Consider the following 17854-nt stretch of genomic DNA (forward strand, 5'->3'; position numbering starts at 1 on the left):
AACCATGAAACACTTTTTCCACGGCCTGATGGCCATCGCGCTGTCCCTGCAGCTGGCCGCCTGTGCTTCATCCGGCGGCAGCGAGACGGCTCCTCCGTCCACCGAGACGCAGGCGGTCGATACCTACCAGATCGGCGTTGACGACCTGGTCCAGGTGTCGGTCTGGCGCAATCCGGACCTCGGCGTCATCGTGCCGGTGCGCCCCGACGGCAAGATCTCCGTGCCACTGGTCGGTGACGTCGTCGCTGGCGGCCGCACTCCCGACGTGGTGGCCAAGGACATCCAGGAACGGCTCACCGCCTACATCCGCGACCCGCAGGTCGCCGTGATCCTGACCGAGCTGCGCAGCCACGAGTACCTGTCGCGCGTGCGCGTCACCGGTGCGGTACGGCAACCGGTGTCGATCCCCTACCGCCAGGGCATGACCGTGCTCGATGCGGTGCTGGCCGCCGGCGGCGTCACCGAATTCGCGGCCCCCGACCGCTCCGGCCTGTACCGCAAGGAAGGTGAAAGCACCACCAACTACGCTGTGCGCCTGGACCGCATCCTCAATCGCGGTGACCTGACGACCAACTTCAAGGTCGCGCCGGGCGACGTGATCACGATCCCGGAGCGTGCCCTGTGAGCAATGCCATCACCGAATGGACGGGCTCCGAGGAGCGTCCGTCCCCGCTCGCCCTGGTCCCGGTCGCCACCGAGGCGTTCCGGCGCCACCCGATGCTGCTGCTCGGTGTGTTCGCGGCGATCGCGCTGGGCGCACTTGCACTGGGCATCGTGCTGCCGAAGAAGTACACCGCCTCGACCACGATCCTCGTCGAGGAAGGCAACATCATCGCGCCGTTGATGGAAGGCCGCGCAGTCCCCACCGGCGTCGCCAACCGCGCCAGCATCGCGCGCGAGGTCGCCTTCAGCCGGCGGGTCATGAACGAGATCCTCAAGACCGGCGGCTGGATGAAGTCGCAGCCCGACCCGCTGGCACAGGACCGGCTGATCGAGCAGATCACCGAGCGCACCAGCATTTCCAACCCGCGCGAGAACCTGATCCGGATCAGCTACGTCGACGCCAAGCCCGAACGCGCCTTCGAAGTCACCAAGCGCTTCGCCGACCTGGTGATCGAGGAAAGCCTGGCGGCCAAGGACCGTGAGAGTCGGGCGGCCTACGCCTTCATCGACTCGCAGGTGCGCCAGTACCACGGCAAGTTGACCGACGCCGAAGCCAAGCTCGAGCAGTACCGCGGCACCAACCCCGACGCCCGCCCGGGCATCGACACCGACGTCAACGCGCGCATCGGCGAACTGCGTAGGCAGGTCGAAACCGGGCGCATGGACCTGCTCGATCTGCGTTCGCAGGAAGGGGCGCTGCAGTCGCAGCTGTCCGGCGAGAACGAAATCACCACGGTGCAGACGCGCGCCGGCCAACTGCGCGCCCGCCTGATCGAGCTGCAGTCCGAGCGCGACCGCCTGCTGCTCAACTACACCGATCAGCACCCGGACGTGGTGCGCATCCAGCACCAGATCCGCGACCTCGAAGAAGACCTGGGTCGCGAGGCCGAACGCCAGGAAGCGCGCATGGCGAGCACGCCCAGTTCGCTGGAAGGTGCCGCCACGTACAACCCGCTGTACGCCGAGCTGCGCAGCAAGCTGGCCGAAGCCAGCCGCCGCAGCGGTGCCACCGCCGCACGCGTGGCCACCGCCGAAAGCCTGCTCGCCCGCGAACTCGAGCGCAGCAGCCGCATCGCCGCCTCGGAAAGCACCCTGGCCGAACTCACCCGCGATTACGAGGTCAACCGCGACCTGTACCAGGACCTGCTCAAGCGGCGTGAAAACGCGCGCGTGTCGATGAACCTGGACGCCGAGCGGCGCGGCCTGAGCTTCCGCATCCAGGAGCCGGCGACCATGCCGCTGCGCCCCAGCGGGCTGCGCCTGATGCATGTCTCCGGCGCCGGCCTGGCCGCCGCTACCGTGGCGCCGCTGCTGTTGCTGTTTGGCCTGCTCAAGCTCGACCCGCGCGTGCGTTCGCCGGCCCAGTTGGAGCGCAGCACCGGCCTGCCGGTGCTGGGCACGGTGCCGCCCTTGCTGGCCGGCCCGCACCGCACGCAGTCGCTGCGCCGCATGGCGCTGGCGGCCCTGCTGTTCCTCGCGGTTCCGCTCGCCTATGGCGTGGTTCTCACTCTGAAGCTGGTGCATGCGCTATGAACGACGCCTCCCGTGCTCCCTATGCCATCGACGAAGTCGCCGAACGTCGCGCGGCCAGCCGCTCGATCGCACGCATGACCGGTGGCCAATCGCTCACGCCGATCCAGTCGGCCGAGCGCTCGCTGATCCATCGCACCGAAGTGGCCCGGCCCGAGGTCGATGCCTTCCGCGAATTGCGCACCAAACTGCTGGCCACCATGGACGGTAATTTCGTCACCCTGGTGGCGCCGGTCAGCCGTGGCAGCGGTGGCAGCTTCGTCGCCCGCAACCTGGCAGCCGCCTTCGCCTTCGACGAGGCCAAAAGCGCGCTGCTGATGGACTGCGACCTGCGCCACCCGTCCCAGCACACCACCTTGCGCATCGACACCGGCAAGGGCGGGTTGATCGACTACCTGGAAGACCCCGACGGCGACGCCGCCGATGTCCTGTACGACACCGGCGTGCCGCGGATGCGCCTGCTCCCGGCCGGCCGGCTGCGCGACTCCGGCGTCGAGTACTTCTCCTCGTTCCGCATGCGCCTGCTGCTGGATTCACTGCGCAGCCGCTACCCCGACCGCTATGTGTTCCTCGACAGCCCCCCGGTCCGCGGCGGTCCCGATGCACGCATCCTGGCCGACCTGGCCGATGTGATCGTGCTGGTCGCCGGGTACGGCCGCGACACACCCTCGGCGATCAACCAGGCGGCCTCCAGCTTCGACCCGAACAAATTCGCCGGCGTCGTCTTCAACCAGGGGGTCTGATCTGTACCCGATCATGCGCGCGTTGGACCGGCCCGATCGGTGCCGCAGCGTGACCCGACGGCTGCCGCCGGCGATGCTGTCGGCCGCCCTGCTGGCGGCCATGTCCGGTACGGCATTGGCCGTGGACGTCGACTACCAGGTCGGCGCTTCAGCGCTGCGGTCGGACAACATTGCCCTGAGCGAGGACGATGCAACCAGCGAGACCGTGCTCTCGCCGCAGTTCCGCTTCGAGGCCGAGCAGAACAGCTCGACGCTGCAGATGCTGGCGCGCGGCAACGTCGAATACCTGCATTACGCCGAAGGCAGTTTTGACGATGAGGTACGCGGCGAGCTCGCCGCCACCCTCAACTGGACCCTCCTGCCGAAACGGCTCGATTTCGTCGTCCGCGACTACCTCAATCGCGAACCGATCAACGTCCTCACCGGTTTCAGCCCGGGCAACCAGCAGGAGGTGAATGTCTTCATCGCCGGCCCGACCTTCTACAGCCGTTTCAGCGAATCGACCCTCGGCCAACTCGACCTGCGCTACGGCAACAGCTATGCCGAGGAGAACAAGAACTTCGACGGCGACCGCTACAACGTCGCGGCACGCGTCCTGCGCGATATCGATGCCGTCTCCACGGTCTCGATCAATGCCGAAGCGACCAAGGTCGATTACGACGAAGCCGGCAGCTCCACCGACTACACCCGCTACGATGCCTACGTCGGCTATACCCGCACGCTGGCATCGGTGGATTTAGGCATCGACCTGGGCTATGCCCAGGTCCGCCTGCGCGACAGCGAACATGAAAGCGAACCGACCGCACGCCTCAACCTCGGCTGGCGCGTGTCGCCGCGCAGCGAGATTGACGCCAACCTTGACTACGAATTCGGCGACGCCACCCAGAACACGATCACCCGTGCCGACATCCCCGGCGGAACGATCATCAACGACTTCAGCAATGCCGACGTGGTGATCGGCCCGGGCGTGTTCCGCCTGCGCCGACTCGATCTTGGCTACAAATACCAGGGCGAGCGCATCGACCTGCAGTTTCGCCCGTACTACCAGCGCTTCGAGTACCTGGACGACACCAATCCAGACCAGATCAGCCATGGCGGCGCGCTCGAGATCGGTTACCTGCTGCGGCCGCTGACAAGGTTGTCGCTGCTGGCTGCCCATGAGCGCCGGGAGTTCGACCAGCTCAGCCGCGAAGACAAGGATCTGGCGATCTACCTGTCACTGGTCAACCAGATCACCCGGCATTGGAGTTGGCAAGTCGATCTTCAACACCGTGAACGCGACAGCACCGATGCGGGGATGAGCTATGACGAGAATGCCATCATTTTCGCCGTCAACTATCGTCGCTGATGACGCCGACACGACCGGACCCGACACGCACGCGGACGCAACCGTCAGCGAAGGCGGGCGCATCCGCCTGCTGGTATTGACCGACACGTCGATCCTCTCCTCCGGCGGCAGCGAACGCTTCCTGCGCAACCTGATGGCACGGCTGCCTCCGGAGCGTTACCGGGTGGTCGTCGTGCAGCTCACCGACACCACCCGTGCCTGGAGCGATACCAGCCTTCCCGACGGCATCCAGCATGTGCAGCTGCGCTCATTGCCCATTGCCGCGGTGTACGGCCTGCGCGGCTGGCTTGCGCTGCGCTCGCTGCGGCGGCTGGTGGAACGCGGGCAGTTCGACATCATCCAGTCGCAGCATGAGAAGTCCGACCTGCTCAACGCCTTCCTGCCGCGCACGAAGGGCTCGGTCCGCATTTCCAACCGGCGCGACATGGGCTTCAACAAGAGCGCACGCCTGCGCTTCCTGTTCCGCTTCCTCAATCACCGCTTCGACTGCGTGGTCGCGCCCGCACAGCCCATCCTGAGCGGGCTCGCCCGCGAGGAGGACATGCAGGCGCGTCGCATGCTGTGGATACCGAACGGGGTCGATACCGAACGCTTCCAGCCACAGCCGCTGTCCGCACGACGGCAAACCCGCCTGGCCCTGGGCCTGGCCGAGGACGCGATCGCCTTCGGCTGCATCGCCAGCCTGACGCCGGTGAAACGCCACTGCGACCTGATCGAGGCCTTCGCCCAGGTCCATCGCCAGTGCCCGCAGGCGCGGCTGCTGCTGGTCGGCGATGGGCCGCTGCGCGAACCGATCACCGCGCAGATCGAGGCACTGGGCCTCAGCGAAGCCGTTCGCCTGCTCGGCAGCCTGCCCAACGTCGAGGGCGTATTGCCGGCGCTCGACGCGGCCGTCCTGGTCTCGTCGACCGAGGGCATGTCCAACGCTGTGTTGGAGGCCATGGCCTGCGGCCTGCCGGTCGTCGCCACCGGCGTCGGCGGCAACCTGCAACTCGTGCAGCACGGCATCAGCGGCTTGCTGGTGCCGGCTCACGAACCGGCCGCGCTGGCCGCCGCCTTGCAGCACTTGATCGACGAACCGCTGATGCGGGAGCGAATGGGGGCCTCGGCGCGGGCGCGAATCCTGCGCGAGTTCTCCCTCGACAGCATGGTGCACGCATTCGATCGGCTCTATCACCGCTTGCTGGGGCGACCATGAACGCCCATGCGCCCGCACCGGCCGCGTCAGTGGTCACCGCGCGGCCCACGCCCGCCGCCGCGTCGACCCGGCTGCAGGCGCGGCCGGTGCTGCAACTGCGTTCCAGCGCCGGCCTCTATGGCGCCGACCGGATGGTGCTGGCGCTCAACCAGGCCCTCTCCGGCCAGCATGTGCCCAGCCGTTTGCTCAGCATCCACAACTACCGCATGCACGAACAGGCGCTGCACGCGATGGCGCGCGCCAAAGGCCAGCATGCCGAGCTGCTGCCCTGCCGGGGGAGATTCGACCTGGGCACGGTGCGCGCACTGGCCGCACAGATCGATGCGGTGGGCGCGCCGGTGCTACACGTACATGACTATAAAAGCGCGTTCTACGCCTGGCTCGCGACGCGCCAGAGGCCGTTGCCGATGGTGGCCACCTTGCACGGCTGGCTGGTCGACTCGCACTCGCAGCGCCTCTACAACCGTATCGAACTGGCCCTGCTGCGCCGCTTCGACGCGCTTGCGGTGGTATCGCACGAGCAGATCGAACCGCTGCTGCGCGCCGGCATTCCGCGCGGACGCATCCACCAGGTCGACAACGGCATCGAACTGCCATCCGGCGACGTCTCGGACGCAGCCGCATTGCGGCGGGAGTTTGGGCTGGACGCAGCCCGCTTCGTGTTCGGCGCCGTGGCACGGCTATCGCCGGAAAAAAACCTGGCGATGCTGCTGGAGGCGATTACGCCACTGGCCAAAGCCGACGCCGGCGTGGCCCTGGTCATTGCCGGCGACGGCCCGGAGCGGGCGATATTGGAGGCACGCGCGCAGTCCCTGGGCATCGCGTCGAGCGTGCATTTCCTGGGCGCACGCGCCGACATGGAGCGTCTCTACCCGGTGTTCGACTGTCTGGTGCTGCCGTCGCTGAGCGAAGGCATGCCGCTGGTCGTGCTGGAGGCGATGGCGTTCTCCCTGCCGATACTGGCCAGCGCCGTCGGCGGCATCCCCCGGCTGCTGGCGCACACCGAGCATGGCCGCCTGGTCCGCCCCGGCGATGCCGACGCGCTGCGCGCCGAATTGCAGGCCGCATCAGCCGAACCCGGCCGGCGTGATCGCCATGCGCGCAGCTACGTGCGCCACCAGCACTCACCCGAAGCGATGGCCCAGCGCTACCTCACCGTGTATCGCTCGTTGCCGACAGGTCGCCATGAACGCACCACTGCCTGACGCGCGCAACGCCGCTCCGGCCGAGCGCTTCCCGCTGGCGGCACGGGCCCTGCGCACCACGACCGCACGACCGCAGGCGGCAGCGGCGCAGGTCCGCAGCCGCGTGTCGGCCCGGGCCCACGCGCCCAACAACTGGGTGCTGTATGCGTTCCTGTTCCTGCTGCCACTGCAGAACCTGCAGACCGGCTACCTGCCCGATTTCGGCGGTGGCCTCAATTTCCTCAACATAGGCTTCGCGCTGTCGCTGCTGGGGGCATGGATGACGCGCGGCCGCATCGCCTCAAACGAGCCAGTAAACCGTTGGGTGCTGGCCTATGCCGTGTACGCACTGGTATCGCTGTTGGTCGGCTATCAGTTCGTCGGCAATGCCGATACGCATGCCAACGTGCTCAAGGACCACCTGGTCGGGGTGTTCATCGTCTATCTGGTGCAGATGAGCGTGCAGGACTGGACCGGCGTGCGGCGGATCCTGATTGCCACGATCCTGCCACTGCCCTACATCGCCAAGGTGGTGTGGGTGCAACACCAGAGCGTGGCCAGCTGGCACTACTCCGACGACCTGCGCATCAAGGGCACGTTCTCGCTGCTCGGCGCCAACGAGCTGGCCGCGTTCTGCGTGACCGTCGCGGTGATGCTGTTCGCGCTGCTGATGGCGGCGAAGCTGTCACGGGTCTGGCGACTGGCACTACTGGCCGGAATCGCCTGCATGGTGGTGGGGGTGCTGTATGCCTATTCGCGCACCGCCTACGTCGGTCTGATTCTCGGCCTGGTGACGGTGATCATGGTGTGGCGGGGGCGCTGGAAGATGCTGCTGCCGCTGCTGCTGATCGCCGCCTTGCTGCCCAACCTGATGCCGCAGTCGATCGTCGAGCGCTTCGACAGTACCTCGGTGGAGGAAGGCAAGCGCGATGAAAGCACCGAGCTGCGCTTCGAGTACTGGAAGGTGGCGATGGACAACTTCCAGAACCATCCGTTCACCGGCACCGGCTTCCACACCTTCCATCACCGCGAGATCAACCCCTACGGCAAGGACACGCACAACCTATACATCCGCACCCTGACCGAAGGCGGCGTGCTGGGCGCGGTGGTATTGCTCGGCCTGCTGATCGCCGTACTGCGCACGGCGCGGCGCGAACTGTCGAATTCGCGAACGGGCAGCCTGCGCTATGCCCTCGCACTGGGGCTGGTCGGCGCATGGATGGCGCTGGTCTGCGGCAATTTCTTTGGCGACCGCTTCACCTATTACCCGATGATCGCCTACTTCTGGACCTATGTGGCCTTGGTGGTGAAGGCACGCCACCTGCCGGAGGAACCCGCACGATGACGGTGGCGCTGACACGCTGGATGCAATACGCCTTTGCGCTGTGCACCCACTACAGCGGGCTGGACCTGCTCTACCGGCGGTTGTCGGGGGCGGGGCTGGTGCTGCTGATGCTGCACCGGGTACGCGACGAGCACGATCCTTACCCGCTCAGCACGTCCAAGGACAGCCTGCGCCAACTGATCGGCTGGTTGCGTCAGGGCCACGCGCTGGTCAGCCTGGACGAGGGACTGCGGCGGCTGGCGAACCACGACAACGCGCAGCTCAACTACGCGCTGACCTTCGACGATGGCTACCGCGACAACCTGCGCCTGCTCGATGAAGACCTGCGTGGTGCCCCGGCGGTGCTCTATATCGTCACCGATCACATCGGCGGCGAGCCGATCTGGGTGTACCGGCTGACCCATGCCGTCGAAGCCCGCAGCCGCGACCACCTGGACCTCAGCGAACTCGGGCTTGGCCATTTCGACCTGTCCGACGCCATCGACCGCGAGCGGCTGTATGCACTGCTGCCGCCGCGGCTGAAGCAATTCACCCCGGCGCGTCTCGAGCAGTGCCTGGCCACGGTGATCGCGCAGATCCAACCCCGTCCGATGCCGCACGACAGCGGCGAGATGCTCGAGTGGGAGGACGTGCGTCGGCTCAAGGCACGCGGCATCCTGATCGGTGGACACACCTGCAACCATGTGCTGCTGAGTCGGGTCGACGACGCCACCGCGCACACCGAGATCGCCGACTCCCACGCCCGCATCGCCAGCGAGCTCGGCGCCCCGCCCCTGCATTTCGCCTACCCCAACGGCGCGCCTGGCGACTTCGGCGAGCGCGATGTCCGCCTCGCGCAGGAGGCCGGTTTCCGTACAGCGGCCACGACGGTCGAAGGCGTCAACCGGCGCGGTGTCGACCCCTACCGCCTGCTGCGCTACAACGTCCACGAGGACCGCTACCGCACGCCTTCCGGGCGCCTGTCCAAATCCCTGTTCTTCAGCGAGACCAGCGGCCTGCTGGGCTGGCTGCGCACCCAATGGCGGGCCTGACCATGTTGCCGGTGCTGATGTACCACGGCCTGCATCGCGACGCGCATTCGCACGGTCGCTTCGATCCGGTGTACAGCGTGCGGCCTGACGATTTCGCCCGCCAACTGGACTGGCTCCAGGCCAACGGCTATCGCAGCATGCATCTGGACGATGTCGCACTCGATACGGCTGCGGACTCACAGACGCTGCTGATCAGCTTCGACGACGGCGACGCGTCCAATATCGAAGTGGCACTGCCGCTGTTGCGCGCACGCGGCATGAGTGCGGAGTTCTTCATCACGTCCGACTTCATCGACCGGCCCGGCATGCTGACCTCGACCGATGTCCGCGCGCTTGCTGATGCAGGCATGGGCATTGGCGCCCACGGTTGCAGTCATGCCTTTCTCGAGGACCTCGAACCTGCTGCCCTTACCGCTGAACTGCGCGACAGCCGCCATCGTCTGCGCGTGCTCACCGGCGGCGCAGTCAACGCGTTGGCACTGCCCGGTGGCCGCGGCGGCGAACGCGAGCTGCATGCGGCACAGGCGCTGGGGTATCGCTACCTGTTCGGCTCGGTGCCCGGCCCCAATCACCGCCCGCGGCGCGACGCCTGGCTGCAACGGCTGGCGGTGACCCGCGACACGACGCTACCCGAGTTTGCCGCCCTGGTGCGCTGGCGTGGTCTGCGCCCGCGTCTTCTGCGCGCGCGTTTCGCTGCGTTGGCACTGCCCAAGCGCGTGCTCGGCAACACCGGTTACGCACGTTTGCGGGAGCGACTGCTGTGATCGGCGCGCTGCTGTTCTGGTCCAGCATCGGCGTGGTCGCCTACACCTACGCCGGTTACCCGCTGCTGGTCGCAGCCCTCGCCCAGCAGCGCGGCCGCGCACCACGCGAGGCCGACCTGCAGCCGCCACTGACCGTGGTGGTCGCCGCCTACAACGAGCAATCGCGGATTGCCGGCCGCGTGCACGACATCCTCGCCCAGGACTACCCCGCCCACCGCTTGCGGGTGCTGGTCGTCAGCGACGGCAGCAACGACTGCACCGCCCGCGAGGCGGCGCTCGACGATTCGCGCGTCAGCGTCCTGGCCTTGCCACACAACGTCGGCAAGGCGCAGGCGCTGAACCTCGCGCTGGAGCAGGTGGACACCGAGCTGGTGGCCTTCACAGATGCCCGGCAGCGCTACGGCGAGGGTGCGCTGCGGGCACTGGTCGCGCCGTTCGCCGATGCCGACGTCGGCGCCGTCAGCGGCGACCTGGTGCTCGAACCCGCCACCGGCGCCGGCCACGAGGTCGGCCTGTACTGGCGCATGGAGAAGGCGTTGCGCGCCGACGAGGCACGGCTGGGCTGGCTGCACGGTGTCAGCGGCGCGGTCTATGCGCTGCGTCGCGAGTTGTTCGAGCCGCTGCCGGCGGGCACCGTGCTCGACGACATGTGGGTGCCGTTGCACGTGCTGCTCGCCGGCCGTCGCGTATGGATGGCACGCACCGCCATCGCCTACGACCAAAGCAGTGCCGATGCCACCGAGGAGTTCCATCGCAAGCTGCGCACGCTGGCCGGCAACTGGCAGTTGCTGGCACGGCTGCCGGTACTGATGGACCCGACCCGCAATCCGGTGTTCTTCGCCTGGTTCTCACACAAGTTCCTGCGCCTGCTGGTGCCGTGGGCGTTGCTGGTGGCGTTGTTCGCCTCGGCGTTGACGCCGGGCTGGCTGTACCGTCTTGCCTTCATCGCACAGTTGCTGGGCTATGCCTGGGCCATTGCCGGGCTGCGGCTGCCACGGCTGGCGGCCAGGGTGCCGTTGCTGCCGGCCGCGGGCACGTTCCTGATGCTCAACCTCGCGGCACTGCTGTCGTTGCCTGCGTCGTTGGCCTGGCATCCGTCGCGGTTGTGGAAAAAGCACTGATGGCGCGCGTACTCGCCCTGACCAGCCGCCTCCCGTTCCCGCCGCGTGAGGGCCATCAACTGCGCGCCTGGCACCTGCTCAAGGCCTTGGCCCAACGCCATGAAGTGCACCTGTTGAGCTTCCTGCGCAGCGATGATGACCTGGCCGCTGCCGATCCGTTGCGCGCAGTGTTGCACGGCCTGGAGACTTTCCCGATTCCGAGCGAACACTCACGTGTCGCACTCGGCAGCGCCCTCGCCCGCGGCACGCTGACGCGATCACCGTTCCTCGCCGCCAAGTACGCTTCTTCGACCTTGCGTGACCGGCTGACGACGCTGGCCCGCAATGCCGATCTGGCGCACTTCGACATGCTGCCATTGATGGCGCACGCCGATTGCGTGCCTGCCGGCGTCCCGGTGGTGTTCAACGCGCACAACGTCGAGCACCAGTTGCTCGACAACCGCGCCCAGATCGAAGCGCGACCGCTGGCCCGTACTTTTCTGCGTGGACAGGTGCCGCGACTGCGCACATTTGAACGCACTGCCTGCCACCGCGCCGACGCGGTGCTGGCCTGCTCCGACAGCGATGCCGCGGCGCTGCGTGAACTCGCCCCCGGCACCCGGGTGCACACCGTGCCCAACGGTGTCGACCTCGAGGCCCATCGTCCGTCGCCGCAGCCCCCAACTGGCGCGCAGCTGGTGTTCGTCGGCCAGATGGGTTGGTTTCCCAATCGCGACGGCGTCGACTGGTTCCTGCGTGAGGTATTTCCCCGCATCCTCGCCGCGCGTCCCGACGCGGAGCTCGTCCTGGTCGGCAAGGCCGAGGGTCTGGAGATTCCGCAAGCACTCGCATCGCGGGTACGCCTGGCTGGCTTTGTGCCGGACCTGCGGCCGGCGGTGCACGCCGCGGCGGTCTACGTGGTGCCGCTGCGCGCCGGCAGCGGTACGCGTCTGAAGGTGCTCGAGGCAATGGCCCTGGGCAAGGCCATCGTCACCACCACCGTCGGCAGCGAAGGCATCGCCCTGCGTCACGATCACAGCGCGCTGTACGCCGACGACGCCGAATCCTTCGCCGCGGCGGTGCTGGCCCTGCTGGACTCACCCGAACGCGCCGCCCGTCTCGGTGCCGCCGCCCGCACCTGCGCCAAGGCGCACTACGGCTGGGATGCGATCGGCCGCGATCTGCTGGGTCACTACGACCGGTTGCTCATGTCGTCGACCACCGCACGCACGGCAATGTCATCATGAACCTCGCCAGCGCACCGCCACAGCAACTCGAACCGGAACGTGGCACGTTGGCGAGCGCGCTGTACCCGCCGGCAGTAGCCGTCGCGCCGCTGCGGGTCGGGTTGCTGGTCGATGGCGATACCGTCCCGGCCTGGGTTGCACGGATCGTCGCGCAGATCCGCGAAAGCGGCTTCGCGCAGGTGGTGATCGTGGTGCGTAATGGCGAGCAGCCGCGCCGGTTGTCGTTGCGGGCGCGCATCCGTGCACGGCTGCGGCACTTGCTGTACCAACGCTACACCCAACGCGACAGCGCCCGCCGGCGCGGACCGGACTCGGCCTTCGCCTACCGCGACCTGCAGCCGCTGGTCGGCGACGCGTCCTGGCTTACGGTCGAACCCAAGCGTCGCGGCCACGTGCACCGCTTCAGCACGGCCGATCTGGCCCGCATCCGCGCTGCGCAGCCAGACCTGCTGCTGCGCTTTGGTTTCAACATCCTGCGCGGCGAGATCCTGGGCGTGGCGCGGCACGGCGTGTGGTCCTACCACCACGACGACAGCGCGCAGTACCGGGGCGGGCCGGCGATGTTCTGGGAGATCTTCGAAGGCAATCCGCTGACCGGCACGGTACTGCAGCGGCTCAGCGAGGAACTCGACGCCGGCCACGTGCTGTACCGTTCGCACGCAGCCACGCACCCGCATTCGCTGGAGCTGAATCGCAACGCCGCCTACTGGAAGGCCTCGTCGTTCGTGCTGCGCTGCCTGCGCACGCTGGCGGCCGGCGACGCCCTGCCCGAGACCGTTTCCGGTCGCTGCGACAAACCGCTCTACCGCACGCCCGGCAACCTGCGCATGGCGCAGTTTCTCGGCACGATCGCCGCGCGCAAGAGCCACATCCTGGTCGAGGACCGGCTGCGTGTTCCGCACTGGTTCGTCGCCTGGCGCCGCGGCAACCCACTCCTCGACCCGCATGCGCCGCGCCTGTCCGGCCTGCGCGAGCTGCCCTGCCCGCGCGGCCACTTCTACGCCGACCCGTTGCTGCACCTGCATCACGGCGAACCGTGGCTGTTCGTCGAGGACTACGACTACCGCCGCGGCAAGGGCACCCTGGCCGTGCTGCCGTGGAGCGACGATGGTCCGGCCGGGACGGCACGTACGGTGCTCGATCTGGACGTGCACCTGTCGTACCCGTTCGTGTTCGAGTGGCGCGGCGAGACCTACCTGGTCCCCGAATCGGCCGCCGCACATCGCATCAGCCTGTTTCGCGCGCGCGCCTTTCCGGACCGATGGGAGTTCGTCTGCGACCTGTTGCAGGGGCACCGCGCGGTCGACGCCACGCTGCACGAGCACGACGGCCGCTGGTACCTGTTCGCCAACGTCTGCGAGGCCGGCGGCGGCACCTACGACGAGCTGTTCCTGTTCCATGCCGACACGCCGCTCGGACCGTTCCGGCCGCACCCCGGTAACCCGATCGTGTCCGATGTGCGCCGCGCGCGCCCGGCCGGACGGCTGTTCACGCGCAACGGGCAACTGATCCGCCCCGCGCAGGATTGCGCACGTGGCTACGGCAACGCCGTGGTGTTCAACCATGTGCAGGAATTGAGTCCCAGCCGCTACCGCGAGCAGCCGCTGGGCCGTCTCGCCCCGGACTGGGCGCCGGGCTTGAGCGGGTGCCATACCTACAGCGCGCTGGCCGGATTCGAGATCGTCGACGGCAAGCGCCCGACCTGGCGCCGCAGCGTCGGGGCGCCGCGCTAACGCAGCGCTGCGCGGCTACGGCACAGCGGCCTCGTGCCTGGCTTCGCGGCGCGCGCGCCAGGCATAGACCGTCGTCCCGGCCAGCTCGTGCAAGGCCAACTCGGCCTTGCTCAGTGATGACGACTGCGGGAGGTAATAGCCCCAGCTGCCCGGCGGTTGGTAGTCGCTGTCGTTGGGGTAGGCGCAGGCCTCGAAGCCGGCCGCGCGAAACGCCACCAACGCCCGCGGCAGGTGCAGCGCGGAACTCACCAGTCGCACGTGCGTGGGCAAGGTGCCGCGCAGGGCGAACGCGCTTTCCCAAGTCGTAGTCGAACCGGTTTCGGTGCGCAGCGCAGCGGTCGGCACTCCCCAGTCCTGCGCCAGCCGCGCCAGCACCGTGCTCTCCTTGGTGGCGAATGGGCCGCCGCCGGCAATCACCAGTTCGCTGCCGGGGTTGCGCTGCCACAGTGCGATCGCGCCGCGCAGCCGTCGCCAGCTTTCCGGAGCCAGTGCGACGTAGTCGTCGTTGACGGCCGGATCCCAGTCGTAGCCAGCCGAGAGCAACACGATCGGCATCCGGCTCGCGTCCGCAGCGCACAACGCCTGCGCGGGAGTGCGCGATTCGACGTAACGCACCAATGCATTCGCGCCCAGTGGCGTGCACAGCAGCAGCAGTACCACCTCCAGCACGATGCCGGCGACGCGCAGCGGTTTGCCCAGCCGCCGCCAGGTCAGACACAGCAGCAATGCCAGCAGCAGCGACCAGGTCAGCGGCGAGATCAGCAGATGGGTCATGCCGACAGTCTTGCATGGCCGCTGCCTGCGACGCAGCCCGTACTAGTAGGGGTCTGCACACGTCCACTCCCGGACGGACACGGCCTGGACGCCGTGCCGCGTCGATCGCCCCGCGCGACGACGGGGCCTGATGCCGGTCCACCGCGGGGGGATCCGTCCGGGGGAGGCCGAGTGTTCGAGATTCTGCGGCAAGATTTCCAGCGCTATTACCGGGTGGCCCTGCCGCTCGGGTCGACTCTGGCACCGGTCCGCGCCTGCCTGCGCTATGGCTTCATCGCCGTGTGCCTGTACCGCTATGGCCGCTGGACCCGCACGTTGCGGCCACGCTGGCTGTCGCTGCCATTCAAGCTCGTCCATGTGCTGCTCAAGGTGCCGGTCGAACTGCTGTTCGGCATCGACATCTCAGCCAATGCCAACATCGGCCCGGGGCTCTACATCGACCACTTCGGCGGCATCTTTCTGCACGGCGATGCCGGCCGCAACCTCAGCGTCACCCAGGACGTCACCCTCGGCTACAAAGGCGCCGGCAAGTCCAGCCGCTGGCCGCAACTGGGCGACGACGTCTACATCGGTGCCGGAGCCAAGGTGATCGGCGACGTGCGCATCGGCGACGGCGTGGTGATCGGGGCCAACACGGTGGTGACCAGGGACGTACCCGCACGCATGCGCGTGGTCGGTGCGGCGGTACGGGTCACGCCGATCATCGAGCCAATTGTCGAGCCAACCACCGCCACACCGCTGTCCCCCGACGCGATGTCGGACACCTGCGGTGCACCGAGCCCACCACTGCGCCCAACCACGGAATGTCACGTCGATGCGGCATTCGATTCGGCACCGGCATCGGGGACCCGGCCATGACACTGCTCAAGACCTTCGCGGCGCAGCTGCCTTCCAACTGGCAGCACGAACTGAAGAAACTCAACTACGGCCGGCAGATCCGCCGCAACCGCTTCTTCACCACCGAGCCGGAATTCGCGCTGGTCGACAGCATCATCCAGCCCGGCGACTGGGTCATCGATGTTGGCGCCAATGTCGGCCATTACACCAAGCGTTTCTCCGAACTCGCCGGCCCCGGCGGTCGCGTGATCGCATTCGAGCCGGTACCGACGACATTCGCGCTGCTGGCGGCAAACGTGCGGCTGTTTGCCAACAACAACGTCACCTTGTTGAATGCCGCGGCCTCGAACACGACCGCGACCGTGGGCATGGCGATTCCGCACTTCGACAGCGGCCTGACCAACTACTACGAGGCGCATCTGTCCGCGCTCGATGACGGCGCGCTGGCGGTGCTGGCTTTGCCGATCGATGCGCTGGGCATCGAGCATCGGGTGGCACTGGTTAAGGTCGATGCCGAGGGCCATGACGCGGTCGTGCTGGACGGCATGCAACGGCTGCTGGCACGCGATCATCCGGTGCTGATCGTCGAGACCGCATCGGACGACGTCATCGCGAGTCTGACGCGGCTGGGCTATGGCTGGCAGCGCCTGCCGGACTCGCCCAACCTGGTGTTCCGGGCCAACCCGCATGGCATGCCCCGCCCGGCATGACCGCCCGGGGTCCTGGCGGGCGCTGAGGCAGTTTGGACTGGGCCTGGTGGTGTTCGTTTGCGGCACGGCACAAGCCGCGACCACTTATTACGTACGCACCGACGGCGGCGATGCCGCCCAGTGCACCGGTAAGGCCAACGCCCCCTACTCCGGCAGTGGCACCGCCCAGGCCTGCGCCTGGAAGTCCCTGCACGTCGCCCTGCCCGCCAACGCCACCGCCCGCATCGCCGGCGGCGACACCGTCCTCATCGGGGCCGGCGAGTACATGATCGGCTGGGGCGCCACCGGCGCCGCCGGCGGCCGCTGCTACTCCGGCGGTCCCTACGACTGCTACCTGCCGCCCATCCCCAGCGGCCCCAGCGCCACCGCCAGGACCCGCATCCTCGGCCAGGGCCACGATGCCGGCTGCAAAGTGCCGCCCAAGCTGTGGGGCACCGAGCGCGTCACCACCGTCCTCAACCTCGCCGGCAGCTCCAACGTCGAAGTCGGTTGCCTCGAGATCACCGACAAGAGCGACTGCGTCGAAGGCCACAGCAACGGCGCCGCCAGGTGCCAACGCGACACCGCGCCTTACGGCCAGTGGGCCTCGGCCGGCATCGCCGCCTCCAACTCCAAGAACGTCTGGCTGCATGACGTCAACGTCCACGGCCTGGCCAACACCGGCATCCATGCCGGCGGCCTCACCGACTGGACCCTCGACCGCGTCAAGATCGTCGCCAACGGCTGGGTCGGCTGGAACGGCGACATCGGCGCCGCCAGCTCCAACGCCGGCCAGATCACGATGCGCAACACCGAGATCGCCTGGAACGGCTGCGGCCAGAAGTGGCAGACCGGCGCGCCCTGGGCCTGCTGGGCCCAGGAAGGCGGCGGCTACGGCGACGGCCTGGGCACCGGCCGCACCGGCGGCCAGTGGCTGATCGAGGACTCCTACGTCCACCACAACACCTCCGACGGCATCGACCTGCTGTACATGGACGGCAACGCCAACACCTCGGTCACCGTCCGCCGCGTCTACGCCGTCGGCAACGCCGGCAACCAGGTCAAGGTCTACGGCAACTCCACCGTCGAAAACTCCGTCGTGGTCGGCAACTGCGCCTACTTCAACGGCAAGGACAACATGCTCCACGGCGACCAGTGCCGGGCGCAGGGCAACACCCTCTCGGTCGGCCTGGTCGCCGGCCAGACCGCCAACATCCGCCACAACACCGTCACCGGCGAGGGCGACTGCCTGATCCTCACCACCGACGGCACCGCCACCTCCAGGCTCAACATCCTCAACAACGCCCTGATCGGCCAACCGGACTTCCTCGCCACCCGTGGCGGCTACCCGGAGCAGACCTGCGGCCACTACGCCCACGCCAGTGCCGCCGCCACCACCTACGCCGGCAACCTGGTCTACAACGTCAAGTCCGGCCAGTGCCCCAGCGGCAGCATCTGCGGTCAGGCCCCCAAGCTGGCCAACCTCACCCTGGCCGGCTTCGACGCTACCCCCCTCGCCGGCAGCCCCGTCATCGACAAGGGCATCGCCATTGCCAGCGTGGTCAATGACTTCCACGACCGCCGCCGCCCTCACGGCGACGCTGCCGACATCGGCGCGATCGAAGCGCAACGCTGAATCTCCGATCTGCTCGGACAGCCTGGCCCCAC

General features: G+C 68.0%; 16 protein-coding genes. 15 read left to right on the top strand and 1 reads right to left on the bottom strand.

The genetic code is table 11. The features are described 5' to 3' along the window. Nucleotides 1-4: 4 nt before the first annotated feature. From ACFOLC_RS02120 to ACFOLC_RS02175, 12 genes are read left to right on the top strand one after another with little or no spacing between them, the layout of a single operon-like run. Nucleotides 5-625 (top strand): XrtA/PEP-CTERM system exopolysaccharide export protein, encoded by a 621-nt coding sequence (locus tag ACFOLC_RS02120; RefSeq protein WP_386757094.1) that lies wholly within the window; start codon nt 5-7, stop codon nt 623-625. Next, nucleotides 622-2196, top strand: coding sequence for an XrtA system polysaccharide chain length determinant (locus ACFOLC_RS02125; protein ID WP_386757095.1), 1575 nt, complete (start codon nt 622-624; stop codon nt 2194-2196). Before ACFOLC_RS02120 ends, ACFOLC_RS02125 begins: the two co-directional genes overlap by 4 nt. Further along, a complete protein-coding gene (locus tag ACFOLC_RS02130; protein ID WP_386757096.1) occupies nt 2193-2936 on the top strand; it encodes a polysaccharide biosynthesis protein in 744 nt (247 codons plus the stop codon). Before ACFOLC_RS02125 ends, ACFOLC_RS02130 begins: the two co-directional genes overlap by 4 nt. A 49-nt stretch (nt 2937-2985) precedes the next feature. Next, nucleotides 2986-4284: a surface lipoprotein assembly modifier gene (locus ACFOLC_RS02135; protein ID WP_386757097.1), complete on the top strand. Its 1299-nt coding sequence runs from the start codon at nt 2986-2988 to the stop codon at nt 4282-4284. Beyond that, a complete protein-coding gene (locus ACFOLC_RS02140) occupies nt 4250-5482 on the top strand; it encodes a glycosyltransferase (protein ID WP_386757098.1) in 1233 nt (410 codons plus the stop codon). Before ACFOLC_RS02135 ends, ACFOLC_RS02140 begins: the two co-directional genes overlap by 35 nt. Beyond that, the gene (locus tag ACFOLC_RS02145) at nt 5479-6687 is read left to right on the top strand and encodes a glycosyltransferase (RefSeq protein ID WP_386757100.1); all 1209 of its coding nucleotides are present in this window, start codon (nt 5479-5481) and stop codon (nt 6685-6687) included. Before ACFOLC_RS02140 ends, ACFOLC_RS02145 begins: the two co-directional genes overlap by 4 nt. Beyond that, on the top strand, nt 6668-8011 hold the full coding sequence (locus tag ACFOLC_RS02150) for an O-antigen ligase family protein (RefSeq protein WP_386757101.1): 1344 nt from the start codon (nt 6668-6670) through the stop codon (nt 8009-8011). Before ACFOLC_RS02145 ends, ACFOLC_RS02150 begins: the two co-directional genes overlap by 20 nt. After that, on the top strand, nt 8008-9042 hold the full coding sequence (locus ACFOLC_RS02155; protein WP_386757102.1) for a polysaccharide deacetylase family protein: 1035 nt from the start codon (nt 8008-8010) through the stop codon (nt 9040-9042). The genes ACFOLC_RS02150 and ACFOLC_RS02155 overlap by 4 nt, the downstream gene beginning before the upstream one ends. Continuing rightward, nucleotides 9030-9806 carry a polysaccharide deacetylase family protein gene (locus ACFOLC_RS02160; RefSeq protein WP_386757104.1) on the top strand — a complete coding sequence of 259 codons (777 nt, stop codon included), beginning with the start codon at nt 9030-9032 and terminating at the stop codon, nt 9804-9806. The genes ACFOLC_RS02155 and ACFOLC_RS02160 overlap by 13 nt, the downstream gene beginning before the upstream one ends. Next, nucleotides 9803-10927: a glycosyltransferase family 2 protein gene (locus ACFOLC_RS02165; protein WP_386757105.1), complete on the top strand. Its 1125-nt coding sequence runs from the start codon at nt 9803-9805 to the stop codon at nt 10925-10927. Before ACFOLC_RS02160 ends, ACFOLC_RS02165 begins: the two co-directional genes overlap by 4 nt. Beyond that, nucleotides 10927-12153, top strand: a complete 1227-nt coding sequence (locus ACFOLC_RS02170) for a glycosyltransferase family 4 protein (protein WP_386757106.1) — start codon at nt 10927-10929, stop codon at nt 12151-12153. Before ACFOLC_RS02165 ends, ACFOLC_RS02170 begins: the two co-directional genes overlap by 1 nt. After that, a complete protein-coding gene (locus ACFOLC_RS02175) occupies nt 12150-13886 on the top strand; it encodes a glucosamine inositolphosphorylceramide transferase family protein (RefSeq protein ID WP_386757107.1) in 1737 nt (578 codons plus the stop codon). Before ACFOLC_RS02170 ends, ACFOLC_RS02175 begins: the two co-directional genes overlap by 4 nt. A 15-nt stretch (nt 13887-13901) precedes the next feature. On the opposite strand, the gene ACFOLC_RS02180 is transcribed toward ACFOLC_RS02175, so the two are convergent. After that, nucleotides 13902-14660 (bottom strand): YdcF family protein, encoded by a 759-nt coding sequence (locus tag ACFOLC_RS02180; protein ID WP_386757109.1) that lies wholly within the window; start codon nt 14658-14660, stop codon nt 13902-13904. 171 nt (nt 14661-14831) lie between these two features. Here ACFOLC_RS02180 and ACFOLC_RS02185 point away from each other — a divergent pair, with 171 nt between their 5' ends. Genes ACFOLC_RS02185 through ACFOLC_RS02195 form a run of 3 tightly spaced genes read left to right on the top strand, consistent with a single transcriptional unit; the run spans nt 14832 to nt 17822 of the window. Further along, on the top strand, nt 14832-15518 hold the full coding sequence (locus ACFOLC_RS02185) for a serine O-acetyltransferase (RefSeq protein ID WP_386757110.1): 687 nt from the start codon (nt 14832-14834) through the stop codon (nt 15516-15518). After that, nucleotides 15515-16207 carry an FkbM family methyltransferase gene (locus tag ACFOLC_RS02190; protein ID WP_386757112.1) on the top strand — a complete coding sequence of 231 codons (693 nt, stop codon included), beginning with the start codon at nt 15515-15517 and terminating at the stop codon, nt 16205-16207. Before ACFOLC_RS02185 ends, ACFOLC_RS02190 begins: the two co-directional genes overlap by 4 nt. A gap of 46 nt (nt 16208-16253) precedes the next feature. Next, nucleotides 16254-17822 (top strand): choice-of-anchor Q domain-containing protein, encoded by a 1569-nt coding sequence (locus ACFOLC_RS02195; protein WP_386757113.1) that lies wholly within the window; start codon nt 16254-16256, stop codon nt 17820-17822. Nucleotides 17823-17854: the final 32 nt, after the last annotated feature.

It is taken from the genome of Lysobacter cavernae, from assembly GCF_042648505.1.
Taxonomy (GTDB): Bacteria; Pseudomonadota; Gammaproteobacteria; order Xanthomonadales; family Xanthomonadaceae; genus Lysobacter_L; species Lysobacter_L cavernae.